At 68.6% G+C, this 22974-nt stretch carries 23 protein-coding genes; 13 read left to right on the forward strand and 10 right to left on the reverse strand.

What is annotated here, in order from left to right; translation table 11 throughout:
* Positions 1-54: 54 nt before the first annotated feature.
* The 5 genes from CHC08_RS31385 to hppD form a co-directional block, all read right to left on the reverse strand.
* Entirely contained in the window at positions 55-1155 is a 1101-nt protein-coding gene (locus CHC08_RS31385; protein WP_089210996.1) for a hypothetical protein, read from the reverse strand.
* On the reverse strand, positions 1152-1493 hold the full coding sequence (locus tag CHC08_RS31390; RefSeq protein WP_089211031.1) for a PadR family transcriptional regulator: 342 nt from the start codon (positions 1491-1493) through the stop codon (positions 1152-1154). Before CHC08_RS31390 ends, CHC08_RS31385 begins: the two co-directional genes overlap by 4 nt.
* Before the next feature lie 326 nt (positions 1494-1819).
* Positions 1820-3259, reverse strand: a complete 1440-nt coding sequence (locus tag CHC08_RS31395) for a M1 family metallopeptidase (RefSeq protein WP_245878676.1) — start codon at positions 3257-3259, stop codon at positions 1820-1822.
* Positions 3260-3358: 99 nt separating this feature from the next.
* On the reverse strand, positions 3359-3790 hold the full coding sequence (locus CHC08_RS31400) for an RDD family protein (RefSeq protein WP_089210998.1): 432 nt from the start codon (positions 3788-3790) through the stop codon (positions 3359-3361).
* 298 nt (positions 3791-4088) lie between these two features.
* Positions 4089-5198 (reverse strand): 4-hydroxyphenylpyruvate dioxygenase, encoded by a 1110-nt coding sequence (gene hppD / locus CHC08_RS31405; protein ID WP_089210999.1) that lies wholly within the window; start codon positions 5196-5198, stop codon positions 4089-4091.
* Between the two features lie 102 nt (positions 5199-5300).
* Here hppD and CHC08_RS31410 point away from each other — a divergent pair, with 102 nt between their 5' ends.
* Complete coding sequence (locus CHC08_RS31410; RefSeq protein WP_089211000.1) at positions 5301-5780, forward strand: Lrp/AsnC family transcriptional regulator; 480 nt, start codon at positions 5301-5303, stop codon at positions 5778-5780.
* Between the two features lie 108 nt (positions 5781-5888).
* Positions 5889-8081, forward strand: a complete 2193-nt coding sequence (locus CHC08_RS31415) for a transglycosylase domain-containing protein (protein ID WP_179282319.1) — start codon at positions 5889-5891, stop codon at positions 8079-8081.
* A gap of 93 nt (positions 8082-8174) precedes the next feature.
* Here CHC08_RS31415 and CHC08_RS31420 read toward each other — a convergent pair whose 3' ends face one another.
* Complete coding sequence (locus CHC08_RS31420) at positions 8175-10214, reverse strand: thioredoxin domain-containing protein (RefSeq protein WP_089211002.1); 2040 nt, start codon at positions 10212-10214, stop codon at positions 8175-8177.
* Positions 10215-10423: 209 nt separating this feature from the next.
* Here CHC08_RS31420 and CHC08_RS31425 point away from each other — a divergent pair, with 209 nt between their 5' ends.
* Positions 10424-11584, forward strand: a complete 1161-nt coding sequence (locus tag CHC08_RS31425) for a hypothetical protein (RefSeq protein ID WP_089211003.1) — start codon at positions 10424-10426, stop codon at positions 11582-11584.
* Between the two features lie 138 nt (positions 11585-11722).
* Here CHC08_RS31425 and CHC08_RS31430 read toward each other — a convergent pair whose 3' ends face one another.
* From CHC08_RS31430 to mca, 3 genes are read right to left on the reverse strand one after another with little or no spacing between them, the layout of a single operon-like run.
* A complete protein-coding gene (locus tag CHC08_RS31430; RefSeq protein WP_089211004.1) occupies positions 11723-12040 on the reverse strand; it encodes a GNAT family N-acetyltransferase in 318 nt (105 codons plus the stop codon).
* A gap of 46 nt (positions 12041-12086) precedes the next feature.
* Positions 12087-12275, reverse strand: a complete 189-nt coding sequence (locus CHC08_RS31435; RefSeq protein ID WP_089211005.1) for a hypothetical protein — start codon at positions 12273-12275, stop codon at positions 12087-12089.
* 34 nt (positions 12276-12309) lie between these two features.
* Positions 12310-13194, reverse strand: a complete 885-nt coding sequence (mca, locus tag CHC08_RS31440) for a mycothiol conjugate amidase Mca (RefSeq protein ID WP_089211006.1) — start codon at positions 13192-13194, stop codon at positions 12310-12312.
* 222 nt (positions 13195-13416) lie between these two features.
* On the opposite strand from mca, the gene CHC08_RS31445 reads away from it, so the two are divergent.
* The 3 genes from CHC08_RS31445 to CHC08_RS31455 all read left to right on the forward strand — a co-directional run bounded on the left by CHC08_RS31445 (position 13417) and on the right by CHC08_RS31455 (position 15955).
* Positions 13417-13845: a DUF4307 domain-containing protein gene (locus CHC08_RS31445; RefSeq protein ID WP_089211007.1), complete on the forward strand. Its 429-nt coding sequence runs from the start codon at positions 13417-13419 to the stop codon at positions 13843-13845.
* Positions 13846-13965: 120 nt separating this feature from the next.
* Positions 13966-14466, forward strand: coding sequence for a transcription elongation factor GreA (gene greA, locus CHC08_RS31450; protein WP_089211008.1), 501 nt, complete (start codon positions 13966-13968; stop codon positions 14464-14466).
* Positions 14467-14647: 181 nt separating this feature from the next.
* On the forward strand, positions 14648-15955 hold the full coding sequence (locus CHC08_RS31455; RefSeq protein ID WP_245878677.1) for a C40 family peptidase: 1308 nt from the start codon (positions 14648-14650) through the stop codon (positions 15953-15955).
* Positions 15956-15962: 7 nt separating this feature from the next.
* Here the strand turns inward: CHC08_RS31455 and CHC08_RS31460 are convergent, their stop codons facing one another.
* Entirely contained in the window at positions 15963-16559 is a 597-nt protein-coding gene (locus tag CHC08_RS31460; RefSeq protein WP_089211033.1) for an acyl-CoA-like ligand-binding transcription factor, read from the reverse strand.
* A 109-nt stretch (positions 16560-16668) separates the two neighbouring features.
* Here CHC08_RS31460 and CHC08_RS31465 point away from each other — a divergent pair, with 109 nt between their 5' ends.
* The 7 genes from CHC08_RS31465 to CHC08_RS31495 all read left to right on the forward strand — a co-directional run bounded on the left by CHC08_RS31465 (position 16669) and on the right by CHC08_RS31495 (position 22973).
* The gene (locus CHC08_RS31465; RefSeq protein WP_089211009.1) at positions 16669-17196 is read left to right on the forward strand and encodes a hypothetical protein; all 528 of its coding nucleotides are present in this window, start codon (positions 16669-16671) and stop codon (positions 17194-17196) included.
* Positions 17197-17498: 302 nt separating this feature from the next.
* On the forward strand, positions 17499-19286 hold the full coding sequence (locus tag CHC08_RS31470; RefSeq protein ID WP_089211010.1) for a phosphoenolpyruvate carboxykinase (GTP): 1788 nt from the start codon (positions 17499-17501) through the stop codon (positions 19284-19286).
* A gap of 348 nt (positions 19287-19634) precedes the next feature.
* Positions 19635-20618, forward strand: coding sequence for a TIGR04222 domain-containing membrane protein (locus CHC08_RS31475; RefSeq protein ID WP_089211011.1), 984 nt, complete (start codon positions 19635-19637; stop codon positions 20616-20618).
* Positions 20608-20838, forward strand: a complete 231-nt coding sequence (locus CHC08_RS31480; RefSeq protein WP_089211012.1) for a hypothetical protein — start codon at positions 20608-20610, stop codon at positions 20836-20838. The genes CHC08_RS31475 and CHC08_RS31480 overlap by 11 nt, the downstream gene beginning before the upstream one ends.
* A 2-nt stretch (positions 20839-20840) precedes the next feature.
* Positions 20841-21647, forward strand: a complete 807-nt coding sequence (locus CHC08_RS31485; protein ID WP_089211034.1) for an MbnB/TglH/ChrH family RiPP precursor modification enzyme — start codon at positions 20841-20843, stop codon at positions 21645-21647.
* Positions 21640-22017, forward strand: coding sequence for an SCO6045 C-terminal-like domain-containing protein (locus tag CHC08_RS49890; RefSeq protein ID WP_089211013.1), 378 nt, complete (start codon positions 21640-21642; stop codon positions 22015-22017). Before CHC08_RS31485 ends, CHC08_RS49890 begins: the two co-directional genes overlap by 8 nt.
* Before the next feature lie 290 nt (positions 22018-22307).
* The gene (locus CHC08_RS31495; RefSeq protein WP_089211014.1) at positions 22308-22973 is read left to right on the forward strand and encodes a TIGR04222 domain-containing membrane protein; all 666 of its coding nucleotides are present in this window, start codon (positions 22308-22310) and stop codon (positions 22971-22973) included.
* Position 22974: the final 1 nt, after the last annotated feature.

The raw sequence follows: 22974 nt of genomic DNA on the forward strand, positions 1-22974 counted from the left end.
CATGCGGGCATGGTCAGGGGGCGGTGGCTGCCACCCGCGATTCGATCGGGCAGGTTAGAGGAGGACGTGCCGCTTCGCGCGGTACGGCACGATCACGGCCAGCACCGTCAGGAAGACGAGCAGGGCCAGGTGCGCCACGTCCTGGCTGGACTGGGCGCCGAGGTTCTCGGCGTAGACGGCGCAGACCGGGATGAGATAGATGACGGAGGCCATGGCCCAGCGCGGGTCGCGGGCCACGTGGCCCGCCCAGATCGCGAGGACGAGGACCCCGATTTCCACGGCGACCCTGGCCACCGTGAGGGGGCCGGGCCCGGCCGTGAAGTCGAGCCCGGCCGGGTTGGCACCGGCGAGTGCCGGGATCGCCGCCCACCACAGCCACGATCGTGCTCCGACGGGCCGAGGCTCCCGGGCGGCCAGCGCCAGCAGGCCCAGCGCGATCAGTGCGTAACCGACCATCGGCGCCACCGGGCCGCCGCTCCCGTAGAGTGCTCCGCCGCCCCAGACCGGGTCGGGATAGACCGGCAGCAGTGTCACATCCAGCCAGGTGCGGCCGAGCGTGATCGAGCAGACCTTGACCGCGACCAGCACGACCACCGGCAGCGCCGTACGCACCCGGCCGCGCATGATCAGGGCGACGGCGAGCGCCGACAGCCCCACCCAGAGCGGGACGGTGGTCGCGTACGGCACCAGCATCGCCAGTTGGGCGACCGACAACGCCAGGACTCCGAGGTGAACCCCGTCGACCCAGGCGGGCCGCTCCGTCGCGTAGGTCACTCTCGTCCGCAGTCCGCCGACGATCAGCGCGAAGGACTCCCGGGCCGAGGGCAGGGTGCGCCCCGGCTCGGCGGTGTCGAGCAGGGTGGCGATGAGCTCGCCGCCGTATCCGGACCGGTAGCCGCGGGGGTATCCCCGCAGCAGCCGGCGATACCGTCGTTCCAGGACCCCCGCGCCCGCCCCCGTGGCGGTGCGCGGGCCCGTGGTGACGTCGTTCGGCTCCGCGATGAGGCCTGCTCCCATGGTGGCGTTCGGGCCGGTTCCGCTGCTCGTCTCCGCGGAGGAGCTCGGGTCCGTGGTGGCGCCCGTTCCCGCGCGAGCGTCCGGACCTGTGCTGGTGCCCGCCCCTGCGGGGACGTTCGGGTCCGTGGCGACGGTCATGAGAACGCCGATCCGAGACGGAGGACCCGGCTGGTCACGACCGATGCCGCCTGCTGCATGCGCAGGGCCTCGGCGGAGACCAGGTTCTGCCCCTCGTCGGTGAGCACGAAGTATCTCCTCGGCCGCCCCTCGACGATCTCCTCGCGGTCGACGGCGATCAGCCCGCCCGCCGCCAGCCGGTCGAGCGCGCCGTAGAGCGTGCCGACCGGGAGCCTGACCCGCTCCTCCGAGAGCTTCAGGGTCTGCTTGATGATGCCGTGCCCGTGAAGGGGGCCGTCGAGCAGTGAGGCGAGGATGAAGTAGGTCGGCTCGCTGACCGTGGTTGATCCTTTAGCCATGCGGAGGACCATACTTCGCCCGGCGAAGTATGGTCAAATTGCGCCTCCGGAGAGACCTTTCCCGCAGCAATTGGGGAACCGTCCCGGGGTGGCGGAGAACCCTGTCCGCATCGGCCGAGGTGGCTGCCTTGACGTGACCGAAGGGCTCGTCATCGGCCTGGGGCCATCGGTGCGCGGTGTGGCACCTCAAGCCCTGGCTCTTCGGACCGGGGTCGTCAACCGGTCGAGGATGGTCGGGAGACGTGTCCACACCGACCGAGGCGGTTACCCCTCCATCGGGATAACCGCCTCGGTATGGGGCCTGAGTGCCGTGAGGTCGTCGAGGATTACCAGGTCGTCGGCTTGCTGGGGGTGAACAGCCAGGCGTCGAAGAGCTTGTCGAGTTGCTTGCCGGAGATCTTCTCCGCCAGCGCGATGAACTCCTCGGTGGTGACGTATCCGTACTTGTGGTCGGCGGTCCAGGTCTTCAGCAGCTTGAAGAACGCCGGGTCGCCGATCCGCTGCCTGAGCGCCTGGAGCGTCATGCCGCCGCGGGTGTAGACCGAGCTGTTGAAGAGGTCGTCGGGCCTGGCGTGGCCCGCCGGGTATTTCCAGATGGCGTCGTCCGCCGGAGCCGCGTACTCCTTCTGGAACTGCTGCTCGGCGGTCTTGCCGCCGTTGTGCTCGGACCAGAGCCACTCGGCGTAGGTCGCGAAGCCCTCGTTGAGCCAGAGCTCCCTCCACCGCCTGATGGTCAGGCTGTCGCCGAACCACTGGTGGGCCAGCTCGTGGGCGATGATCGCGCTGTCCGGGGTGAACCCGCCGTAGAGGGGCTTGGTCTGGTTCTCCAGGGCGTAGCCGGCGGAGAAGTCGTCGACCACGCCGCCGGTGGAGGAGAACGGGTAGGGGCCGAACACGGTGCTCCAGTAGTCGGTGATCTTCCCCGACTCCGTGTACAGATTGTCCAGCGTGCCGCGGAACTTCGGATCCACGGCCGCCAGGTTCTTGATCCCCGCGGCGGTCTTGCCCTGGCGCAGCTCGAACTTGCCCAGCGTTATGGTGGCCAGGTAGCTCGCCATCGGGTTTTTCTCCTTCCAGAGGAAGGTCGTCTTGCCGTCACCGGTCTTCGGCTCACCGACGAGCTCGCCGTTGGCCAGTGCGGTGGTCCCCTTGGGAACGGTGATCTCGAAGTCGTAGCTCGCCTTGTCCGCCGGGTGGTCGTTGCCGGGGAACCAGGTCCTGGCGCCGTTGGGCTCGCACGCGACGAACGCGCCGTCCTTGGTCGGGATGAAACCGTAGGTGCCGAGGTTGGTGGAGTGCTGGACCGGCTTGGGCTCTCCGGCGTAGGAGACCTCGACCTTGAACGGGGTCTTGTCGGGGATGTACGCGGCCGGGGTCACGGTCAGCTCCTGCTTGGCCCGCTCGAACGTCGCGGGCCTGCCGTTCACAGTGATCTTGCTGACGTCGAAACCGGCCAGATCCAGGTTGAAGCTGGACAGGTCCTGGGTGGACGTGGCCTCGATCCCGGCCACGCCGGAGAGGCGTTTGGTGGGCGGGTCGTAGTCGATCTTGAGCCGGTAGTGGGCGACGTCGTAGCCGCCGTTGCCGTCGGTCGGGAAGTCGGGATCGCCGATTCCCGGGGCGCCGGCCCTGCCCGCATGCTGCGCGACGGTGCGCGTGCCGTCGGGGGGCGCCGGGTTGTCGACGGCTGAGGCGGGGACGCTTTCCCCGCTCGACGCCGAGCAGGCAACTGCCCCGAATGTGCCGAGAAGAGTAGCGGTTACCACGATAAGCCGACTGGACGTCATGTCCTGAAGCCCCCCTTTTTCTGGCCCGGGTCTCACCGGGCCGCATCGACGGCAGACTACGCGAACGGCCTCTGACCATCAGGTATCTACGACAAGCGTCTTGGCGGCCATGTCGTGGAGAGCTTGTTTGCGCTGGTTGAAAAGGATGAATGCCAGGTCAATCCAGCCCAGGCAACAGGTGGCGTACATCACCCACGTCGCCACCTCGCGGAGGGCGGCCTGCCCGACGCCGACCCTCTGCCCGCTGACGTCGGTCACTCGCAGGTGGAGAAGTTTCTTGCCGAGGGTCTGGCCGTTCCAGAAGGCGGTCAGCAACCAGTAGTAGAGGAAACCGACAACGGCCGCGAGCAGTGTGTGCTGGATGGGAATCCGGACGAAGACGCCCGACTCGATGTCCAAGATAGTGCCGTATGTCTGGTAAGTGAACGGCGAGGAGATGAGGCTGACGATGATGATGTCGAGGATGCCTGCGAACAGGCGGCGCCAGCGTCCGCCCAGCCTGGCGGGCATCGGTCCGGGCAGCCCGAAGCAGGGCCCCGGCCCGATCGGGCCGGGGCCGTACTCCGGTGCGCCGTGGCCGGATGGACCGGAGTCGTGCTCAGGTGCGGCGTACCCGGGGGTTCCACCGCCGGACGCGCCGTGACCCGGCCCTTGGCGACCTTGGCCGGGAGGGGGGTCGGGCGGGGGAGGGGGCGAGGGGTTCGATCGCGGCTCGTCCGGCGGTGGTGGTGATGCCATGTGACCTTGATCGCCATGGACCGGCCAGCTCAAAGTCAAGCGTTGTTAAAGACTCTCCATGAAATCCTGGTCAAAGGTTGCCCCGGAGGTCCTGCTCGCGCTCGATCGCCTCGAAGAGCGCCTTGAAGTTGCCCTTGCCGAAGCCGAGCGAGCCGTGCCGCTCGATGAGCTCGAAGAACACCGTGGGACGGTCCTGCACGGGCTTGGTGAAGATCTGCAGCAGGTAGCCGTCCTCGTCGCGGTCGACCAGGATCTTGCGCTTCTTCAGCTCCTCGATCGGCGCGCGGACCTCACCGATCCGGCTACGCAGCTCCGGGTCGTCGTAGTAGGAGTCGGGTGTGTCCAGGAATGCCACCCCGGCCTCGCGCATGTGGTCGACGGTGCTCAGGATGTCGTTGGTCGCCAGCGCGATGTGCTGCACGCCGGGGCCGCCGTAGAACTCCAGGTATTCGTCGATCTGCGACTTCTTCTTGGAGATCGCCGGCTCGTTGAGCGGGAACTTCACCTTGCGGGTGCCGTCCGCGACCACCTTGGACATCAGCGCCGAGTACTCGGTGGCGATGTCGTCGCCGACGAACTCCGCCATGTTGGTGAAGCCCATGACCCGCTTGTAGAACTCCACCCACTCGTCCATCTTGCCGAGCTCCACGTTGCCGACGCAGTGGTCGATGGCCTGGAACAGACGGCCGTTACGCACGTCGGGGGCCGGGAGGAGAGGCTCCGCCGCGACGTAGCCGGGCAGGTAGGCGCCGCTGTAGGCGGACCGGTCGATCAGGGTGTGCCGGGTCTCGCCATAGGTCGCGATCGCCGCGGACATCACCTTGCCGTGGTCGTCTTCCAACAGGTGCGGCTCTTCCAGGCCCTTGGCGCCCCGGGCGATCGCGTGGGCGTAGGCGGCCTCGACATCGGGGACCTCGATGGCCAGGTCGATCACACCGTCGCCGTGCTCGGTCACGTGGCGGGCGATCTCGGTGCCGGGCCGTACGGAACCACGGAACTCGAACCTGGCGCTGCCGGAGGTGAGGACGTACGCCACCTCGTCACGGCTGCCGTTCTCCGGCCCCCGGTAGGCCACGAGCCGCATGCCGAAAGCGCTGGAGTAGTAGTGGGCGGTCTGCTTGGCGTTGCCCACGGCGAAGACCACGGCGTCCATACCGTTCACAGGAAAGGTGTCATTCATATGGATACTGTCCGTTTTAATGGGCGCTTTGTGCAACAGCCACTAAAATGGGTAGACAATATGTACAGCTATTCGCGCGTGACATCGGGATGCCTGTACACCATGACAATTGATCAACTCGACGCCCGGCTCATCGCCCTTCTGGCCGCGGAGCCCAAACTCGGCGTGCTGGAGTGTTCGCGGCGGCTCGGGGTGGCCAGGGGGACCGTGCAGGCGCGTCTCGATCGGCTGGCCGCACGGAGAGTGATCACCGGCTTCGGTCCCGACGTCGACCCCGCGGCGCTCGGCTACGACGTGACCGCGTTCGTGACCCTGCAGATCCGGCAGCTCAGCGGGCACGAGCCGGTCGCCGACCAGCTCGCGGCCATCCCCGAGGTCCTGGAGGTGCACACGATCACCGGGGGTGACGACATGCACTGCCGGGTGGTGGCACGCAGCAATGCCGATCTGCAGCGGGTCATTGACCTGATCGTTGACGTGCACGGTGTTGTCAGGACCTCAACGGTGATAGCACTGGACACTCCCGTGCCATACCGGGTTCTGCCTTTGGTGGCCGATGTCCCACGCCAGGGGAGCGGCTAGCCGTACCATCCCAAGGAGGGTCCAGACACCGTTATCCATCGTTTAACCTTAACGATCCGCACAACCGACGGGGGTCTGGTGCGGATTTGATCGGGGGCACGCGTGCGAATGGGCGGCGGGAAGGGCAGACCCGGGAGACGACTCCTGCGGATCACACTCATCGTCTTCGGCATCGGTCTTTTCTCGGTCATCGGCCTGCTCGCAGTGGTGTGGGCCGTCACCCCCATCCCGGACAGCACGCAGCCCAAGGCCACCGCGCAGGGTTCGGTGATCTACTACCGTGACGGCAAGACCGTGCTCGCCAAGCAGGGCGTGAACCGCAAGAGCGTGCCCCTGCAGAAGGTGCCGGAGACGCTCAGAAACGCGGTCATCGCCGCCGAGAACCGCTCGTTCTACGACGACAAGGGCGTGTCCGTGTCGGGCACCTTCCGCGCCATGTGGTCCACGGTCAGCGGTCAGCAGCTCCAGGGCGGCTCGACGATCACCCAGCAGATGGTCCGCAACTACTACAGCGGCCTCAGCCAGGAGCGTTCCGTCGTCCGCAAGCTCAAGGAGGTCATGATCTCCTTGAAGGTGGACCAGTCGAAGTCCAAGGAATGGGTGCTGGAGCAGTATCTCAACACGATCTACTTCGGCCGGGGCGCCGACGGTGTCCAGGCCGCGGCCAACGCCTACTTCCGTAAGGACGTCGGCAAGCTGACCCTCGCCGAGAGCGCCTACCTCGCCGCGGTGATCCAGCAGCCCTCCCGGTTCGCCAACCCCAAGGGCGCCGACCTCGACGCGGCCAAGGCACGCTGGCGATCGGTGATCGACGGAATGGTGGAGACCCGGGCGATCACCGCCGAACAGGCCGCCGCGGTCAAGTTCCCCACCCTCAAGGCACCTAAGGCGATCTTCGAGCCCAAGGGCCAGGAGGGTTACATGCTCGACCAGGTGGCGGCCGAGCTCAAGCAGAGGGGCTACACCGACGAGGTCATCAACCAGGGCGGTTTGAAGATCGTCTCGACCTTCGACAAGAACCTGATGGCCGCCGCCGAACGGGCCGTCACCTCGGTGCTGCCGGAAGACACCTCCAAGAAGGTCCGCACCGGCCTGGCCGCGGTGGACCCCGCGACCGGCGAGGTCGTCGCCTTCTACGGCGGCCGCAGCTACACCGCCAACAAGTTCGACAACTCCTTCTCGGCCAAGGTGCAGGCCGGATCCACGTTCAAGGCCTACACCCTGGCCGCCGCCCTGGACGACGGCCTCGGCCTCGACACCCGCGTGAACGGCAACTCGCCGATGCATGTCGCCTCGGACCCCGAGCATCCGATTCCCAACTCGGAGGGCGAGTCGTACGGCGAGATCAACCTGGTCACCGCGACCCAGAACTCGGTGAACACCGCCTTCGTGGACCTCGGACAGAGGGTCGGCCTGAACAAGGTGGTCAAGCTCGCCGAGAACGCGGGCATCCCCGCCGCGCAGCTCACCCCGCACAAGGCCGCGGCCGTGCTCCCGCTGGGGGTGGCGTCCGTGAGCGCCGTGCAGAACGCCTCCGGCTTCGCCGCGTTCGCCGCCGAGGGCGTCCACCACGAGGCCCACGTGATCCGCTCGATCACCGACGCCCAGGGCAAGGTCACCAAGAGCACCACCAAGGGCAAGCGGGCCTTCAGCGAGCAGGCCGCGATCGACGCCACCTACGCGCTCACCCAGGTCGTCAACGCCGGAACCGGCTCGGCCGCCCGCCTCTACGACCGTCCGGTGGCGGGCAAGACCGGCACCACCGACGAGTCGGCGGCCGCGTGGTTCGCCGGGTTCACCCCGCAACTGGCGACCGCGGTGGACATGTTCCGTGACGACAACAAACCGGTGGTGGTGGGCGGCAGCGCCCAGTTCGGCGGGAGCTACCCGGCTCAGATCTGGCACGCCTTCATGACCGAGGCGATGGCGGGCAAACCGGTCAAGGACTTCCCCGAGCCGTCCAACTACGGCTACTCCACGCCCTACGGCGACTACCCGTCCGACGGCCCGTCCGACGGACCCTACGGCCAGGACTACGGCGACGGGCTCGACCAGAACGGCGACCCCGTCGCCCCCGACCCGCAGGAGACGGGAAACTCGGTCCCCGACCAGCCCGCGTCCCCCGACCAGAACCAGGCTCCCGACGGCACGGGCGACGGGACGGGCGACGAACTCGGCAACGGCGGCAACGGCGGCAACGGCCAAGACCAAGGTCAGGGCGACGGCCAGGACCAGGGGCAGTGGCAGGACAACGGCCAGGACCAAGGCCAGGGCCGGTGGCAGGGCAACGGCCAGGGCTAGCGCCGCCAGGGCCGGGATCAGGGCAACGGCCAGGGCCCTGGGCAGGACCGGGGCCGACGCGTCACCGCCGGCCCCGGGCGTCAGGCCCTCCGTCTAGTCGTCGCCTCCGCTCCCGTTCTCCAGCTCGGCCAGGAGCCCCGCGGGGGTCGTGACGGGCAGCTTGCAGACGAAGCGGCGGCACACGTAGGCCGCCGGTTGGCCGCCCACCAGGCCGCGGCCGGAGAGCAGCGGGACCTCCTCGGAACCGGGCTCGCCGAGCGCCACGACCAGGCCGGGCAGAGACGAGAGCAGGGCGGTCCTGTGCAGCGCCGCCGTCGCCGGATCATCCGGCGAGCCCACGATCGCGACCTCGATCGGGCCGGAGACGGCCGCCTGGGCCGCCGCGAGGCCCCACCCGGCGAACCGCGCGTGCTTGTCCGCGAGTACGGTCACCGTGCCGAGAGCCGCCTCGGCCGCCTCCCTGTGCCTGGCCGAACCGGTCAGGGCCGCATAGGAGAGCAGGGCCCCGGCGGCGGCGAACTGGCCGGAGGGGGTCGCGTTGTCGGTGGGGTCCTGCGGGCGCTGAAAGAGTCGTTCGGCGTCGTCGGCGGTGTCGAAGAACCCTCCCGACCCGTCGGAGAACCGGTCGAGCACGTTCTCCAGCAGCGCCCCGGCCCGATGGAACCAGCGCACCTCCCCGGTCACGCCGTACAGGGCGAGCAGGCCCTCCGCGAGGTCCGCGTAGTCTTCCAGGACTCCGGCGTTGTCACCCGCCCGGCCGTCGCGTGACGTGCGCAGCAGGCGGTCGCCGTCCATGTGGAGCTCGTCGAGCAGCACGGCCGCGGCCCGCGCCGCCTCAACGAGGTCCGGACGGTCGAACAGCGCCCCGGTCTCGGCGAGGGCGGCGATGACCAGGCCGTTCCAGGCGGCCACCACCTTGTCGTCGCGGCCCGGCCGTACCCGATGGGCCCGCGCGGCCAGCAGCGCGGAGCGAACCCGGGCGAACCGCTCGGCGTCCTCGGGATCGGCCAGGAGCTGGAGCACCGAGGTGCCGTGCTCGAACGTTCCGGTCACCTCGAACAGGTCGACCGCCCAGGCACCGTCCTCCTCGCCGAGGACCTTGTGGAGCTCCTCGGGGGTCCAGGCGTAGAACTTGCCCTCCACCCCCTCGCTGTCGGCGTCCAGGGCGGAGGCGAAACCCCCCTCCGGGGTGCGCATCTCGGCCAGCAGCCAGTCGGCCGTCTCCAGCGCGATCCGCCTGCCCAGCACCGAGCCGGTCGAGCGCCACCAGTGCGCGTAGACCCGCAGGAGCAGCGCGTTGTCGTAGAGCATCTTCTCGAAGTGCGGCACCACCCAGCCGGCGTCCACGCTGTAGCGGGCGAATCCACCGGCGAGCTGGTCGTAGATCCCGCCCCTGGCCATCGCCTCCAGCGTCCGGTCGGCCATCAACCTCGCCGCGCTCGCGGTGGCCCGGGGTTCCTTCGGCTCCGGGCTCGTCTGCCCGCTCTCGATCACGGGAGCTCCGCGATATCTCAGCAGGAACTCCAGCGCCATCGACGGCGGGAACTTGGGCGCCCCGCCGAATCCGCCGCGTACCTGGTCGAAGGACTCGGCCAGGCCGTGCACGGCCCGCGCCAGCGTGCTCGGGGTGGGCAGCGGCCCCGACGGCAGAGCCGACCGCTCGTTCAGAGCCTCCACGATCTTCGATCCCTGTTCCAGCACCGCGGCCCGGTCGCCGGTCCAGGCGTTCGACACCCCGGTCAGCAGCCGCTGGAACTGCTCCCTGGGGAAGTAGGTGCCGGTGTAGAAGGGATGTCCCTCCGGGGTGGCGAAGACCGTCATCGGCCATCCGCCCTGGCCGGTCATGGCCTGGGTGGCCGCCATGTAAACCGCGTCCACATCCGGACGCTCCTCGCGGTCCACCTTCACGTTGACAAAGTGCTCGTTCATCATCGCGGCCGTGCCGCCGTCCTCGAACGACTCGTGCGCCATCACGTGACACCAGTGACACGCCGAATACCCGACGCTGATCAACAGGGGCACATCCCGCCGCCTGGCCTCCTCGAAGGCCTCGTCCCCCCAGGCGAACCAGTCCACCGGGTTGTCAGCGTGCTGCCGCAGATAGGGACTGGTGGCGTCCTTCAACCTGTTCATCGAGACCCTCCTGCGTAAGTGGTGCGTGCGTTCTCGTCGCGCGAGACGTGCTCGGATCGCACGTACTCGTTCTACCTCCACGGCCTCACCTCACACTAAACCGAACACGGGGCCACACCGTGAACATGCGGGGTCGTACCCGACGCGGCTCGCGCCCAACTGAGCTGGGGAGATGTGCTGGTGCGGCATCGGGCGTAGGCTCTCTGGGCGTGGATCTCGACTTCGTCTGTGTGCACGCCGGCAGGACAGCCTCCGAGCTGACCCGGCGTGATGTGGCTCGCGCGCTGCTTGCCGTGCCCTCAGGGGTGGCGCTGGTGGCCATCCCCGATCTGAGGAGAGCGCTGATGGCGGTGGGCAACCCGCTGTCACTGCCCTTCTGGGATTCCGCCAAGACGACGCTCAGCGCGATCGAGTCCGGTGGGGCGACGGTGGGCGACGTGCAACGGTGGCTGGAGTCCACCGGCACCGAGCCGCTGCTGCTCACCCGCAGCTTCTTCGTCTGGCCCGAGGAGGACGAGCGGGGACCGATCGGCGCGGAGATGTTCCGCGGCCTGGTCGCCTATCTGGAAGAACGGGTCGCCGCCGGGGAGATCGATCCCGACGCGCTCGCCCAGGGTGACGAGGACGCCAGGGAGGTCTACGCGGACCTGCAGGAGCGCTGGCTCACCAGCCCGCTGCCCGACGGGAGGGTGCCGGGAGCCGCGGTGAGCGACGAGCAGGATGAGGAGCTGTTCGCCGCCTGGGACGAGGAGGAGGCGTTCGCCCTCAGCGAGCTGCGCCGCATCCTGGCGGAGCTGCCCGATCCCGAACGGCCCGTCAGGGAGCTGAAGGCCGCCGCCACGCGGCTGCGCGAGGTGCTGGCCGAGCCCGGCTACCCCGGTAACGTGCTGCGGGCGTGCGCCGGATACGACGGGCAGCCGCTGCCCGCCGACGACGAGGACCTCTGGCTGACCGTCACGGCGGGCATCGCCGGGCCGATCTCGGACCTGCCCGATGAGGACGACAGCGCTGAGGAGTTCTCCAACCTGGACAACGAGCTCAGCCACGAGGACTCCGTGCTGGCCGCGCTGTGCGCGATCCACCACGCGGACTGGCTGGCCGTGGTCGCCGCCCTGGCCAGGCGCGGGCCGGGGGTCCTGGCCTCGCCCGAGCGGATCGCCCGGCTCATCGCCGAGTCCGAGGACATCGACGTCGCGCTGGACGAGCCGGAGGACCTGGAGGCGGCGGAGACGCTCTTCAGCTCGGTGACACCGCTGTGGGCGTGCCTCGGGATCGTCGACAGGACCGAGGTGCTCACCCCGCTGGGCCGCTGGGGCCTGCCCAGGGCCCTGGAGCGGGCCTGGTCGTCGACGGACGTGCTCGGCGACTAGCGGGTGAGGGCGGTGCGGCTCGGAGGCCAGGACGATGCGGCCTCCGAGGGTGAGGGCGGTGCGGCTCGGAGCCCAGGACGGTGCGGCCTCCGAGGGTGAGGGCGGTGCGCCGTACGGCCTACACGCGCCGCCCCGCTGTCACTCCCCGTCCTCGACCAGGTCGAGGTAGTCCTCATGCACCAGATCTTTGTATTCGGGGTGTCGCCGGATGTATCGAGCGACGAAGGGGCAGAGCGGCACGACCGGCAGGCCTGCCGTACGGCTCTGGTCCAGGGCCGCGACGACCAGGCGGCTACCCAGGCCCATTCCCTCGAACTTGGGGAGGATCTCGGTGTGCGTGAAAAAGATCTTATTGGGGCGTCGCCGGTACTGGGCGAACCCGGCGACCTCGCCGTCGACCAGGATCTCGAAGCGAGAGGCTTCCGGATGGTCGGAGACCTCGATGTTTTCAGGCATGCCCGTCCTCAGAGGGGTCTGCGCCGGATCTTCCGGGGGAGATCGGCTAGGGGGAGGTGGGGGTGGTGTCGTTCTGCTTCCGCAGCTCCGCCTCGGACGGAACCTCGATCTTGGCGACGTGTCTCCTCATCGACTTCACGAGCAGGAACAGGGCGAAGCCCAATGCCGCGACGACGAGGAATCCCACCAGGCCGGGACCGATCTCACCTTTGATGGCGCTGTCAAATGCAATCACATCTCAAGTTTGCCACCGACCCCCCACAGTCGTGTCAGTGGCAGGCGTGCGAGACGTTGTCCGCGTGGATGCCGGTGAACAGGTCGTCTTCGGGAAGCTCGACATCCACGAGCGATCGGGCCAGATGGTAGTCCTCGGTCGGCCAGATCTCACGCTGCAGGTCACGCGGGCAGACGAAGAAGGAGCCGTCGGGGTCGACCTGGGTGGCGTGCGCGAGCAGCGCCTCGTCGCGGGCCTCGAAGTAGTCGCCGCAGGGAACCTTGGTGGTCACCGGCCACTTCTGCGGGCGGTCTTCCCACCGGGAGATCCAGTCGGCGTAGGGGGAGCCGATGCCGCGTGAGGTCATCGCCTCGTGCAGCGCCTCGAACCGCTCCTTGGTGAAGCCCATCTGGTAGTAGAGCTTCAGGGGCTGCCAGGGCTCCCCGGCCTCCGGGTAGCGGTCGGGGTCGCCGGCGGCCTCGAAGGCCTCCACCGAGACGCGGTTGGTCATGATGTGGTCGGGGTGCGGGTAACCGCCGTCGTCGTCGTAGGTGAGGATGACGTGCGGCCTGAACTCGCGTACGGCGGCGACCAGCGGCGCGGAGGCGATCTCGAGCGGCTGGACGGCGAAGCAGCCCTCGGGCAGCGGCTCGCTCTCGTCCTCCGGCAGGCCGGAGTCGACGAATCCCATGAAACGCTGCTGCACACCGAGGATCTCCCGTGCGCGCTCCATCTCCAGTCGCCGGACCTCGCCGATGTTCTCAAGGATGTCAGGGCGATCCATCTTGGGATTCAGGATCGAACCGCGTTCACCCCCGGTGAGGGTGCAGACCAGCACGTCCATGCCTTCCGCGACATAGCGCGCCATGGTGGCCGCGCCCTTACTCGACTCGTCGTCGGGATGCGCGTGAACGGCCATCAGCCTCAGCGGTGCACTCACGGGCTCGATGTCTCCTCTATGTCGGTTGCGCTCGGGTCTTCGCTTGCCTCGCGGACGTCATGTCTCGACATGCCGTTCGCCTCGCTCGCTCGTGCCGCACCGCTCCCTGGGCTTAAGTCACTCTAGGAAGAGGTTAGTTTCTCTTGGGCGGTCGCGAGGGCGAGGCCCCCGCGAGGGACAATTGTCTCGGACAACACCGAGGTAGTGCAGGGAGATTCCGTCATGGCCACCAGCGAGGCCGAGAAGGGCCGTCATGACGGCCCGATCCTTGGCACCCCGGGCGACTTCCCCGATCGTCCGGAACGCAAGGGGCGCTTCGTCGTGCACGTCGTGATCGCGATCCTCTGCGCCGTGTGCGCAGGTGGGTGGGGTTATGTGATGTGGGCGGCGGGAGGTGACACTGAAGTCAGCAACCAAGTCATTGCTTTTGATGCCAGCAGCGGTGATTCTGTGCAAATCACCTTCGAAGTGAGCAAGCCAACCGACCGGGCTGTGCTGTGCCAGCTCCAGGCCACGGATGTCAACCACGTGGAGGTGGGGAGCCGTGAGGTCAATATTCCACCTGGTGAGGGATATGTTCGGCTTACCGAACGGCTAGAGACCAGTGCCCCGGCTACTTCGGGTGCCGTGCACTACTGCTATCTCGTATAGTGAGACATTTGGGGAAGCGTTTGAGCGGTTAACTTGTTAGCCTTTCGAAATTCGACCGCCCGCTACCCAGATCATCCGCTACACCAGAACGAAGCCCCCAAGAGGAAGCAAGGAGAACCCGTGGCCGACTCCCACAACGAGAGCGTCACCTGGCTCACTCAGGAGGCGTACGACCGCCTGAAGGCGGAGTTCGAATACCTCTCGGGGCCCGGGCGCACCGACATCGCCAAGAAGATCGAAGACGCCCGCGAAGAGGGCGACCTGAAGGAGAACGGCGGCTACCACGCCGCCAAGGACGAGCAGGGCAAGATGGAAGCCCGCATCTACCATCTCCATCAGATCATCGAGAACGCCCGGGTGGGCGAGGCGCCCCGCACCGAAGGTGTGGTGGGCCCCGGAATGACCGTCACCGTCAGTTTCCAGGGCGACGACGAAGAGGTCACCTTCCTGCTCGCCTCCCGTGAGGAGAGCGGCGCCCCGATCGACGTCTACTCGCCCAAGTCGCCGCTTGGCGCGGCGATCAACGGCAAGAAGATCGGCGAGAAGGCCTCCTACACGATGCCGAACGGCCGCTCCAACACGGTCGAGATTCTTGAGGCCGTGCCGTACATCGGTAACTGACCTCACCCGAATCCAGTGATCCGCCGGGGCCCTGGTCCCGGCGGATCGTCGTGTGTCCGAAGGGCTTCATCCGGCGTGTGATCGTGTCGAAGATAAGACGCTTTTCGGTGGATTCGCGTGCATTATGGCTCGGTGTACGGCACCCTCGTATGGCTGACTCCGGACGGGAAGGGGAGACATCGTGTTCGATCGGCGGACGCGTGTCTCCGGCCTGATCCGTGAGGCCCGCCAGGATCTGGCATATCGCCCCCGGGTGAAGTACGGCCACCGCGCCATCCACATCATGAGACGGGCCGTCCCCGTCATCTCGGTCCTCGTCGTCACCGTGCTGGCCGCCGATCTGATGATCCTGGTGCAGCTGTCAGGGCGGAGCTCGGAGGCGGTCGCCCTGCGCCGTTCCGTCGTCGCTCAGCCCACCGGGCCCGCCCAGCCCGTACGACGCGCACAGGACGGCCTGGTCGAGACCCGGCCCACGCAGGCCGCCGCTCCGCCGCCGGTGGCCCCGCTGACCGCGATCCGGCGGCCGCACCTGTTCATCGTCGCGAACAAGCCGCTCAGCCCGGCCGTGGTAGCGAAGATCACCAAGACCAGGGGGGTGCGGTCGGTGGAGCGCGCCGACGCCGCCGAGGTGACGCTGGACGGCAAGCGGGTGCAGACGCTCGGGGTGAACCCCTCGACCTTCCGCGCGTACACCCCCAAGCCGACCGCGGGGTCCGACAGGCTCTGGCGCAACGTCTCCGCCGGGGAGGTCGCGGTCTCCTTCGTCCTCGGCAACGACGGCGGCATGCCGCTGGGCAAGACCTTCACCACCGCCAGGCGGACGCTGCGGGTGGGGGCCTACGCCACAATGGGCATGGGCTCCATCGACGCGGTGGTCTCCAAGCCGACCGCACGCGCGCTGGGCATCCCGGAGAACAACGCGCTGGTGGTGAGCGCTCCGCAGGTCGACTCCGGCGCGCTGCGCAGCACCCTGCTGAGGATCCTGCCCAGGGGCGGTCAGATCGCGGTGATCAATCCCGTGCTGAAGTCTCCCGAGGCTCCCGGCCAGGCGGTGAATCCTGGCCGCACGGTGTGGCCGGCGGACGCCTTCCTGGCCGCGCCGCAGATCAAGACCGTCCTCACCGCCGCGGTCAGCAAGCTCGGCCGTCCTTACGTGTGGGGCGCCGAGGGACCCGACTCCTTCGACTGCTCGGGGCTGGTCCAGTGGGCCTACGCCCAGGCGGGCATCACGGTGCCCCGGGTGACGCACCAGCAGTTCGTCTCGGGTCCGCAGATTCCGTTCGACCAGGCCCAGCCGGGAGACCTGTTGTTCTGGCGGAACGACCCCACCAACCCCGGCTACGTCTCTCACGTGGCGATCTACTGGGGTGACGGCAAGATGCTGCACGCCCCCAGGACCGGAGACGTGGTCAAGATCGTCCCCGTCAGCACCCGCAACTTCGCCGGTGTCGTGCGGATCAGCCCCGGGGTCGCCGCCCAGGTCCGCTAGGAGCGGCCTAGAGGGGCAGACCGGCCGCGAGGTGGGCGAGGGCCGTGTCCATGAGCTCCGGCAGGTTCTCCGTCGGATTCCCGGCCCAGCGGGTGATCGCGGTGATCATGACGCCGATCACGGCCGCCGCGAAGGTCTGGACCGCGAAGTCGCCGGCGTCGCGGCCGGTGCGGGAGGCGACCTCCGCGCAGATCATCGCGTGCGTGTCGACGGCGTTCTGGAGCTGTCTGGCGCGCAGCGCGGGCACCGAGAAGATGAGCCGTGCCCGGATGGAGACCTTCTCGAACTCGGCGGGGGTGAATCCGCCGAACGCCGTCCGTACGGCCTGCCTGAAGGTGCCGATCAGCGGTGTGCCGGGAGGGACCTCGCGGAACAGGGCGAGGGTCAGGGGGCCGTACTCGTCCTGCACGACCACGTCTTCCTTGGTCGGGAAGTAACGGAAGAACGTGCTCGGCGACACCTCCGCGGCCTCGGCGATCTGCTCGACGGTCGTGGCCTCGTAGCCCTGCTGGACGAACAGGCGCAACGCGTGCTCCTGGATCGTCCAGCGGGTCTTCGCCTTCTTGCGTTCGCGCAGTCCCTCGGCGCGCGGAGGTGAGCTCATGCGCTGATTCTCGCGCTCGGCGACGCTCATGAACACCGCCGCGCGTACTCACGTCATCGCCGATACACGATGCTGGCATCTTCAACTAAAGCGTTGTAATCTAAATTACATGGAAAACGATGAAGCAGCGGCGAAGCTGCGAGGCTGGTTCCTGGGGCGACTGCCCGAGGAGTGGTTCGAAGGCCAGCCGGAGATCGTGCTGGACCGTGAGGAGATCACGGTGGTCGGCAGGCTCCAGGCGCCCGTGCTCGGCGAGGACGCCTCCGAGGTGGAGCGGACCGCCGCCATGGAGGGCGGCATCCAGCGCTTCCGGGAGGAGACCAGGGAGCGCCGCATCGAGATCGCGCTGGAGGCGGAACACCGCTTTCGCAGGAAGGTTTCCTGGGGGATCGCCGTCGGTGAGGAGACGGTGATGTTCACCACACTGTCGATCCCCGTCATGACCCGGCTGCGCCAGTCCGAGCGCCGGGTTCTGGACACGCTCGTCGCCGCCGGAGTGGCCCGCAGTCGGAGCGACGCGCTCGCCTGGTGCGTGCGCCTGGTGGGCAACCACACCGACACCTGGCTCACCGATTTGCGGGACGCGCTTCAACACGTGGACCGCGTTCGCGCCGCGGGCCCCGACGTGAATTCCTGAGTCTGGGCAGGGGAAATAGCCGCGCAATTGGTCTGAACCTGTTGATTGATTGGTTTAGACCTTTGTGATTGGCCTATACCACTGCGGGGACGGCTTTTTTTAATCGCACTTCTTTTGGGTAGGTCTCCTCAACATCGCGGCCACTGCCAGCCCGTATGCCCGACAGGGCAGGGGGATTGGCAACGCCGAGACGCCAATCCTGCAAATTCACTGGTCTATGCCAATTGGATTGTGTGCGGTTTGGTGGTCAATGATGTTTTGGCCCTGAGAAATGCAAAGGAGCCCCAGCAGTGTCTCTTACCATGGACGTGACCGCCCTGAGCCCGACCACCCATACCGAGCTGGTCGCGTGGGTCAGAGAGATCGCCGAGCTGACCCAGCCGGATCGGATCGAGTGGTGTGACGGCTCCGAGGCCGAGTGGACCCGCCTGACGAATCTGCTGGTCGAGCAGGGAACCTTCACGCGTCTGGCCAAGCGGCAGAACAGTTTCCACGCGGCCTCCGATCCCAGCGACGTCGCCCGGGTCGAGGACCGTACCTACATCTGTTCCGAGCGCGAAGAGGACGCGGGGCCGACCAACAACTGGATCGCCCCCGCCGAGATGCGCCGGACCTTCGGGGAGATCTTCCAGGGCAGCATGCGCGGCCGGACCATGTACGTCGTGCCGTTCTGCATGGGCCCGCTGGGCGGTGACATCTCCCAGCTCGGCGTCGAGATCACCGACTCGCCCTACGTGGCCGTGTCGATGCGCGTCATGACCCGCATGGGAGATGAGGCCCTGCGGCTCATCGAGGAGCGCGGCGACTACGTGAAGGCCGTGCACTCGGTCGGCGCCCCGCTGGAGCCCGGCCAGGATGACGTGCCATGGCCGTGCAACTCCACCAAGTACATCAGCCACTTCCCCGAGACCCGCGAGATCTGGTCGTACGGCTCCGGCTACGGAGGCAACGCCCTGCTCGGCAAGAAGTGCTACGCGCTGCGCATCGCCAGCACGATGGCCCGCGACGAGGGCTGGCTCGCCGAGCACATGCTCATCCTCAAGCTCACCCCGCCCTCGGGAGAGACCCGTTACGTCGCGGCGGCGTTCCCGAGCGCGTGCGGCAAGACGAACCTGGCCATGCTCCAGCCGACCATCCCGGGCTGGAAGGTCGAGACGATCGGCGACGACATCGCCTGGATGCGCTTCGGCGACGACGGCCGCCTGTACGCCATCAACCCCGAAGCGGGTTTCTTCGGCGTCGCCCCCGGCACCGGCGAGTCCACCAACGCCAACGCGATCAAGACGCTCTGGGGCAACAGCATCTTCACCAACGTCGCCCTCACCGACGACGGCGACGTGTGGTGGGAGGGCCTCACCGACGAGCCCCCGGCGCACCTGACCGACTGGAAGGGCCGCGACTGGACCCCGGACAGCGACGAGCCCGCCGCCCACCCGAACTCCCGGTTCACCACCCCCGCGGGCCAGTGCCCGATCATCGCCCCCGAGTGGCAGGACCCCAAGGGCGTGCCGATCTCCGCGATCCTGTTCGGCGGGCGCCGCGCCAGCGCGATCCCGCTGGTGAGCGAGTCGCTGAGCTGGCAGCACGGCGTCTTCACCGGAGCCAACGTCGCCTCCGAGAAGACCGCCGCGGCCGAGGGCAAGGTCGGCGAGCTGCGCCGCGATCCGTTCGCGATGCTGCCGTTCTGCGGATACAACATGGGCGACTACTTCGCCCACTGGATCAAGATGGGCCAGCGGAAGAACGTCCGGCTGCCGCGCATCTACTACGTGAACTGGTTCCGCAAGAACGACGCCGGCACGTTCATCTGGCCGGGCTTCGGCGAGAACAGCCGCGTGCTCAAGTGGATCGTCGAGCGCCTCAACGGTGAGGCCGAGGCCGTGCGCACGCCGATCGGCCTGCTCCCCGCCGCGCTCGACACCGAGGGCCTGGACATCTCCGACGAGGACCTGCGGACCCTGCTGAGCGTCGACAGGGAGACCTGGAAGGAGGAGGCGTCGCTGATGCCCGCCTTCTTCGAGACCTTCGGCGACCGCTTCCCCAGGGAACTCTGGGACGAGTACAACGCGCTCGTCGAACGGCTGGGCTGATCCCGGGGTCGCCGTGCCCCGCTCCCGGGGGGCACGGCGACCGCGCGATGCCTCTTCGGGCTGGGAAGTTATGAAAGGCGGTGCCTCCCCGGCATGGACAGGAGAGGCGGTGCTCCTCGGTCAAGAGAGCCATGAGAGGCGGTGCCCTCCCGGCCAGGAGAGAAGGGCGATCGGCCGGCTTCCGCCCTGACTCCGTACCGGCCCTTCGGCACGGGTCACGACCGGTGACCCCGGTCGCCCGGGACGGCTCGCGATAGTTGTGGCGGTTGAGGGGAAACTTCCCGGGGTCTGTGAGCGTCTATCAGGACAAGATGGGCGCGAGCCCTTCTTTCCCCTGGGGAGACGGGTATGCAGGCGATCCCGTACGTCGTAGTAATCGTCCTCATTCTGATAGTCGGCTTCGCAAGGGTGGCGCTGCGCCGTGAGCACCGCCGGGTGCGTTCGGCCGTGACCCACCACCGCGGTGAGATGACCCCGTACGAGCTCGCCTACCTGGCGGGCGGGCCGCGCCGGGTGCTCAACACCGCGCTCGGCATGCTGGCCAGGACCGGCGCCATCCGGGTCTCACGAGGCGGCCAGGTCAGTCTCGTCGCCGGGACCCGCATCTCCCCCGATCCGGTCGAGCACGCCCTCCTGGAGGCCCTCCAGGTCCGTGGCGGCTCCTGCTCGGTGGGGGAGCTCCGCCGTACGGTGGCCGACGGCGACGCCATGAGCGGGCTGCGCTACCGCCTGATGGGCCTGGGCCTGATCGTGCCCGACGAGGCGCTCGGTCACGCGTGGAAGCTGCTGAACCGGCTTCTGATCCTCTCGGTGCTCGCCCTGGTCGTCAACGTGGGCATGCTGCTGGCAGGCATCTTCACGAGCTTCCCCGGGGTGGTGGTGCCGCTGCTCGGCGCCTTCATGGCACTCAGGGGCCTGGTCACCTACTCCAACGAGAAGCGGGCGCTGCGCGGCATCCTGAGCCAGGCCGGGCGCGAGGCGCTCGACTCCGCCCGGCGGCTCCACGTGCGCGGCGCCCGCCCCATGGCCCCCGACCTGGCCTTCGCGGTCGGTGTTCCCGTCGCCCTGTACGGCCTGGGCGAGCTCGGAGACCCGACCCTGGAGGAGGAGCTCAAGCGCGACAGCGGATACACCTCGACGACCGGATGCGCCGCCGGCTCCTGCGGAGGCGGCTCCTTCGGCTCGGGGGACGGCTCCTTCGGTTCCGGAGGCTGGGGCGGCGACTCCGGAGGCTCGGGCGACTCGGGAGGCGGCTCGGGAGGCGACTCGGGTGGCGGGTCGAGCTGTGGCGGTGGCGGTGGCTGTGGAGGGGGCGGTTGCGGTGGCGGCTGAGACCGGGACGGCCACGGAGGCACGCGGCCGGCTTGTACGGGAGATCAGGATGGTCGTCGTGGTACCCCACCGGTTCCTCAGGGCGATCACGACGGCACCCGGTCGGCTTGTGCGGGAGATCGGGATGGTCGTCGTGGTACCCGACCGGTTCCTCAGGAAGGTCGAGATGGTCTCGATGGTGCCCGGTCGGCTCGTGCGGGCGACCGGAACGGGGGTGTGACGGTGGCCGGATCGCTGGGTGTCGGCATCGGCTGGCGGTCGGAGATCGATCTGACCGTGGAGCGGCTGCCCGGGGTGGACTTCGTCGAGGTCGTCGCGGAGAACGTGCATCCCGACCGGCTCCCGGAGTCCCTGCGGGTGCTCCGCGCCCGCGGGGTGCCGGTGATCCCGCACGGGGTCGGGCTCGGGGTGGGCGGGGCCGAACCGCCCGACCCGGCACGGCTGGCGCACCTGGCGGCCTGCGCGCGGGCTCTGGACGCGCCCCTGGTCAGCGAGCATCTGGCCTTCGTGCGCGCCGGCGGCATGGAGGCCGGTCACCTGCTCCCGGTCCCGCGCACCAGGGCCGCGCTCTCCGTCGTCGCGGACAACGTACGGCGGGCGCAGGCGGCGCTTCCCGTCCCGCTGGCCCTGGAGAACGTGGCGGCCCTGTTCGGCTGGCCCGAGGACGAGATGACCGAGGCGCAGTTTCTCGGCGAGCTGGTGGAGATGACCGGTGTCCTACTCCTGATCGATGTGGCCAACCTCTACACCAACCAGGTCAACCTGGGGCTGCCGGCCATCGGCGCGCTGGACGGCCTGCCGCTGTCCGAGCTCGCGTACGTCCACGTCGCCGGAGGTCACTCCCGCGACGGCGTCTGGCACGACACCCACACCGCGCACGTCCCCGCCGACGTGCTGGACATCCTGTCCGAGCTCTGCGTCCGGGTCGATCCGCCGGGCGTGCTGCTCGAATGGGACGACGACTATCCCAGCGACGCCGCACTCGAAGCGGAGCTCGGCCGGATCCGCGGCGCGATGGCCCGTGTCTGACGACGCCGCTCGCGAGGCTCTGGCCAGGGCGCAGTCCGGGCTGCTGGCCGCCCTGGTGGCCGGTGGGGAGACGCCTCCCGGGTTCGACGAGAAACGACTGCGCATCCAGGAGTTCAGCCTGATCTCCAAGCGGAGGAGGACGGTGGCCAGGCTCCGTCCTGATCTGGTCGCGCTGCTCGGCGGCGACTTCGCCGGGGAGTTCGAGTCCTACGCGCGGGGCCGTCCCAAGCCGCCCGGCGGCTCCCGCGCCGACGCGCGGGACTTCGCGGGCAGGCTTGAGGCGATGGGGCGCCTGCCCGGTCGGCCCGAGGAGACCGAGGAGCCAGAGCCGTCTCCCGCGTCCCGCTGGTGGCGTTTCCGGCGGTCGTGAGGTCTGGCGTCGGCGATGTCCGGCGCGGCGATCACGAGGCCTTTGACGGTCGCGTTCGACATGGGTCGTGTAGGTCCGCCGGTGGCGGTGTCCGGTGCGGTGATCGCGAGGTCTGTGGCGGTCGTGTTCGACGTGGATCGTGGCCTCGCCGGTGGCGGCGTTTGGTGCGGCGATCACGATGTCCGCCGCCGGCGGAGGCCACGTGCGGCGATCGTTGCCTCTCCAGCCACTGATATTCGTCAGAACGGGTAAAGAAGTCCTGCGGGAGACATGCGTTTACGGAGGTCGTCATGGTCGCCGTTCTGATCGTTGTCGTGACCGTCGCGCTTCTGATGGTGGCGGGGCTGATCGCCTTGCGGCTGGCCATGCACGCGCCGAGGGGCTACGCGGGCCCCGATCTGGGTCCGTACGAGCTGGCCCTGCTCGCAGCGGGGCGATTCCGGGTGCTGAACACCGCCCTGGCGTCCCTGGCGGCGGACAAGAGGGTCAGGATCCCGCCCACCGGGATCCTGACCCTGGCGGGCACCACGTCCACCGACCCCGCGCATCCGGCGAAGGTCATGGAGCCGGTGGAAGCCGAGGTTCTCGGGCTGCTCGAAGGCCGGCGCGACGGCCTGCCGGTCTGGGAGATCAAGGCGGCGCTGGTCCAGGGGGCCGCCGTCACCGCGCTGATCGAGCGGCTGGAGGAGCTGGGGCTGGTCGCCGCCGGCGACGACTCCAGGCAGGTCGTCCCCACGCGTGCCGGGCAGGCCGCGCTGGCCCACTACCGTCTGCGCCACCGCGAGGGCAGATCGCTGCCGCCCCGCTCCCGGGATCACGTCACCGTGGACGCGTCGAACCTCTTCGGCGTCGCCCTGTACGGCCTGGGCCAGGTGGTGGACCGCGAGCTGGCCACGGTGCTCTCCACGAGCGGCGTGTTGCCGTCGTCCGGCCCGGCCAGGGCGGGCAGGCACTGAG

Origin of the sequence: Streptosporangium subroseum (assembly GCF_900188345.1) — a bacterium.
In the GTDB taxonomy this organism is placed as follows: Bacteria; Actinomycetota; Actinomycetes; order Streptosporangiales; family Streptosporangiaceae; genus Streptosporangium; species Streptosporangium subroseum.

Bases quoted from the DNA above. Each gene is read 5' to 3' on its own strand.
- CHC08_RS31390 (WP_089211031.1), bottom strand. From the start codon at position 1,493: ATGGCTAAAGGATCAACCACGGTCAGCGAGCCGACCTACTTCATCCTC.
- hppD (WP_089210999.1), bottom strand. From the start codon at position 5,198: ATGAATGACACCTTTCCTGTGAACGGTATGGACGCCGTGGTCTTCGCC.
- CHC08_RS31415 (WP_179282319.1), top strand. From the start codon at position 5,889: ATGGGCGGCGGGAAGGGCAGACCCGGGAGACGACTCCTGCGGATCACA.
- CHC08_RS31460 (WP_089211033.1), bottom strand. From the start codon at position 16,559: ATGAGCTCACCTCCGCGCGCCGAGGGACTGCGCGAACGCAAGAAGGCG.
- CHC08_RS31470 (WP_089211010.1), top strand. From the start codon at position 17,499: ATGGACGTGACCGCCCTGAGCCCGACCACCCATACCGAGCTGGTCGCG.
- CHC08_RS31475 (WP_089211011.1), top strand. From the start codon at position 19,635: ATGCAGGCGATCCCGTACGTCGTAGTAATCGTCCTCATTCTGATAGTC.
- CHC08_RS31430 (WP_089211004.1), bottom strand. From the start codon at position 12,040: ATGCCTGAAAACATCGAGGTCTCCGACCATCCGGAAGCCTCTCGCTTC.
- CHC08_RS31400 (WP_089210998.1), bottom strand. From the start codon at position 3,790: ATGCCCGCCAGGCTGGGCGGACGCTGGCGCCGCCTGTTCGCAGGCATC.
- CHC08_RS31465 (WP_089211009.1), top strand. From the start codon at position 16,669: ATGGAAAACGATGAAGCAGCGGCGAAGCTGCGAGGCTGGTTCCTGGGG.
- CHC08_RS31385 (WP_089210996.1), bottom strand. From the start codon at position 1,155: ATGACCGTCGCCACGGACCCGAACGTCCCCGCAGGGGCGGGCACCAGC.
- CHC08_RS31495 (WP_089211014.1), top strand. From the start codon at position 22,308: ATGGTCGCCGTTCTGATCGTTGTCGTGACCGTCGCGCTTCTGATGGTG.
- CHC08_RS31420 (WP_089211002.1), bottom strand. From the start codon at position 10,214: ATGAACAGGTTGAAGGACGCCACCAGTCCCTATCTGCGGCAGCACGCT.
- CHC08_RS31445 (WP_089211007.1), top strand. From the start codon at position 13,417: ATGGCCACCAGCGAGGCCGAGAAGGGCCGTCATGACGGCCCGATCCTT.
- CHC08_RS31410 (WP_089211000.1), top strand. From the start codon at position 5,301: ATGACAATTGATCAACTCGACGCCCGGCTCATCGCCCTTCTGGCCGCG.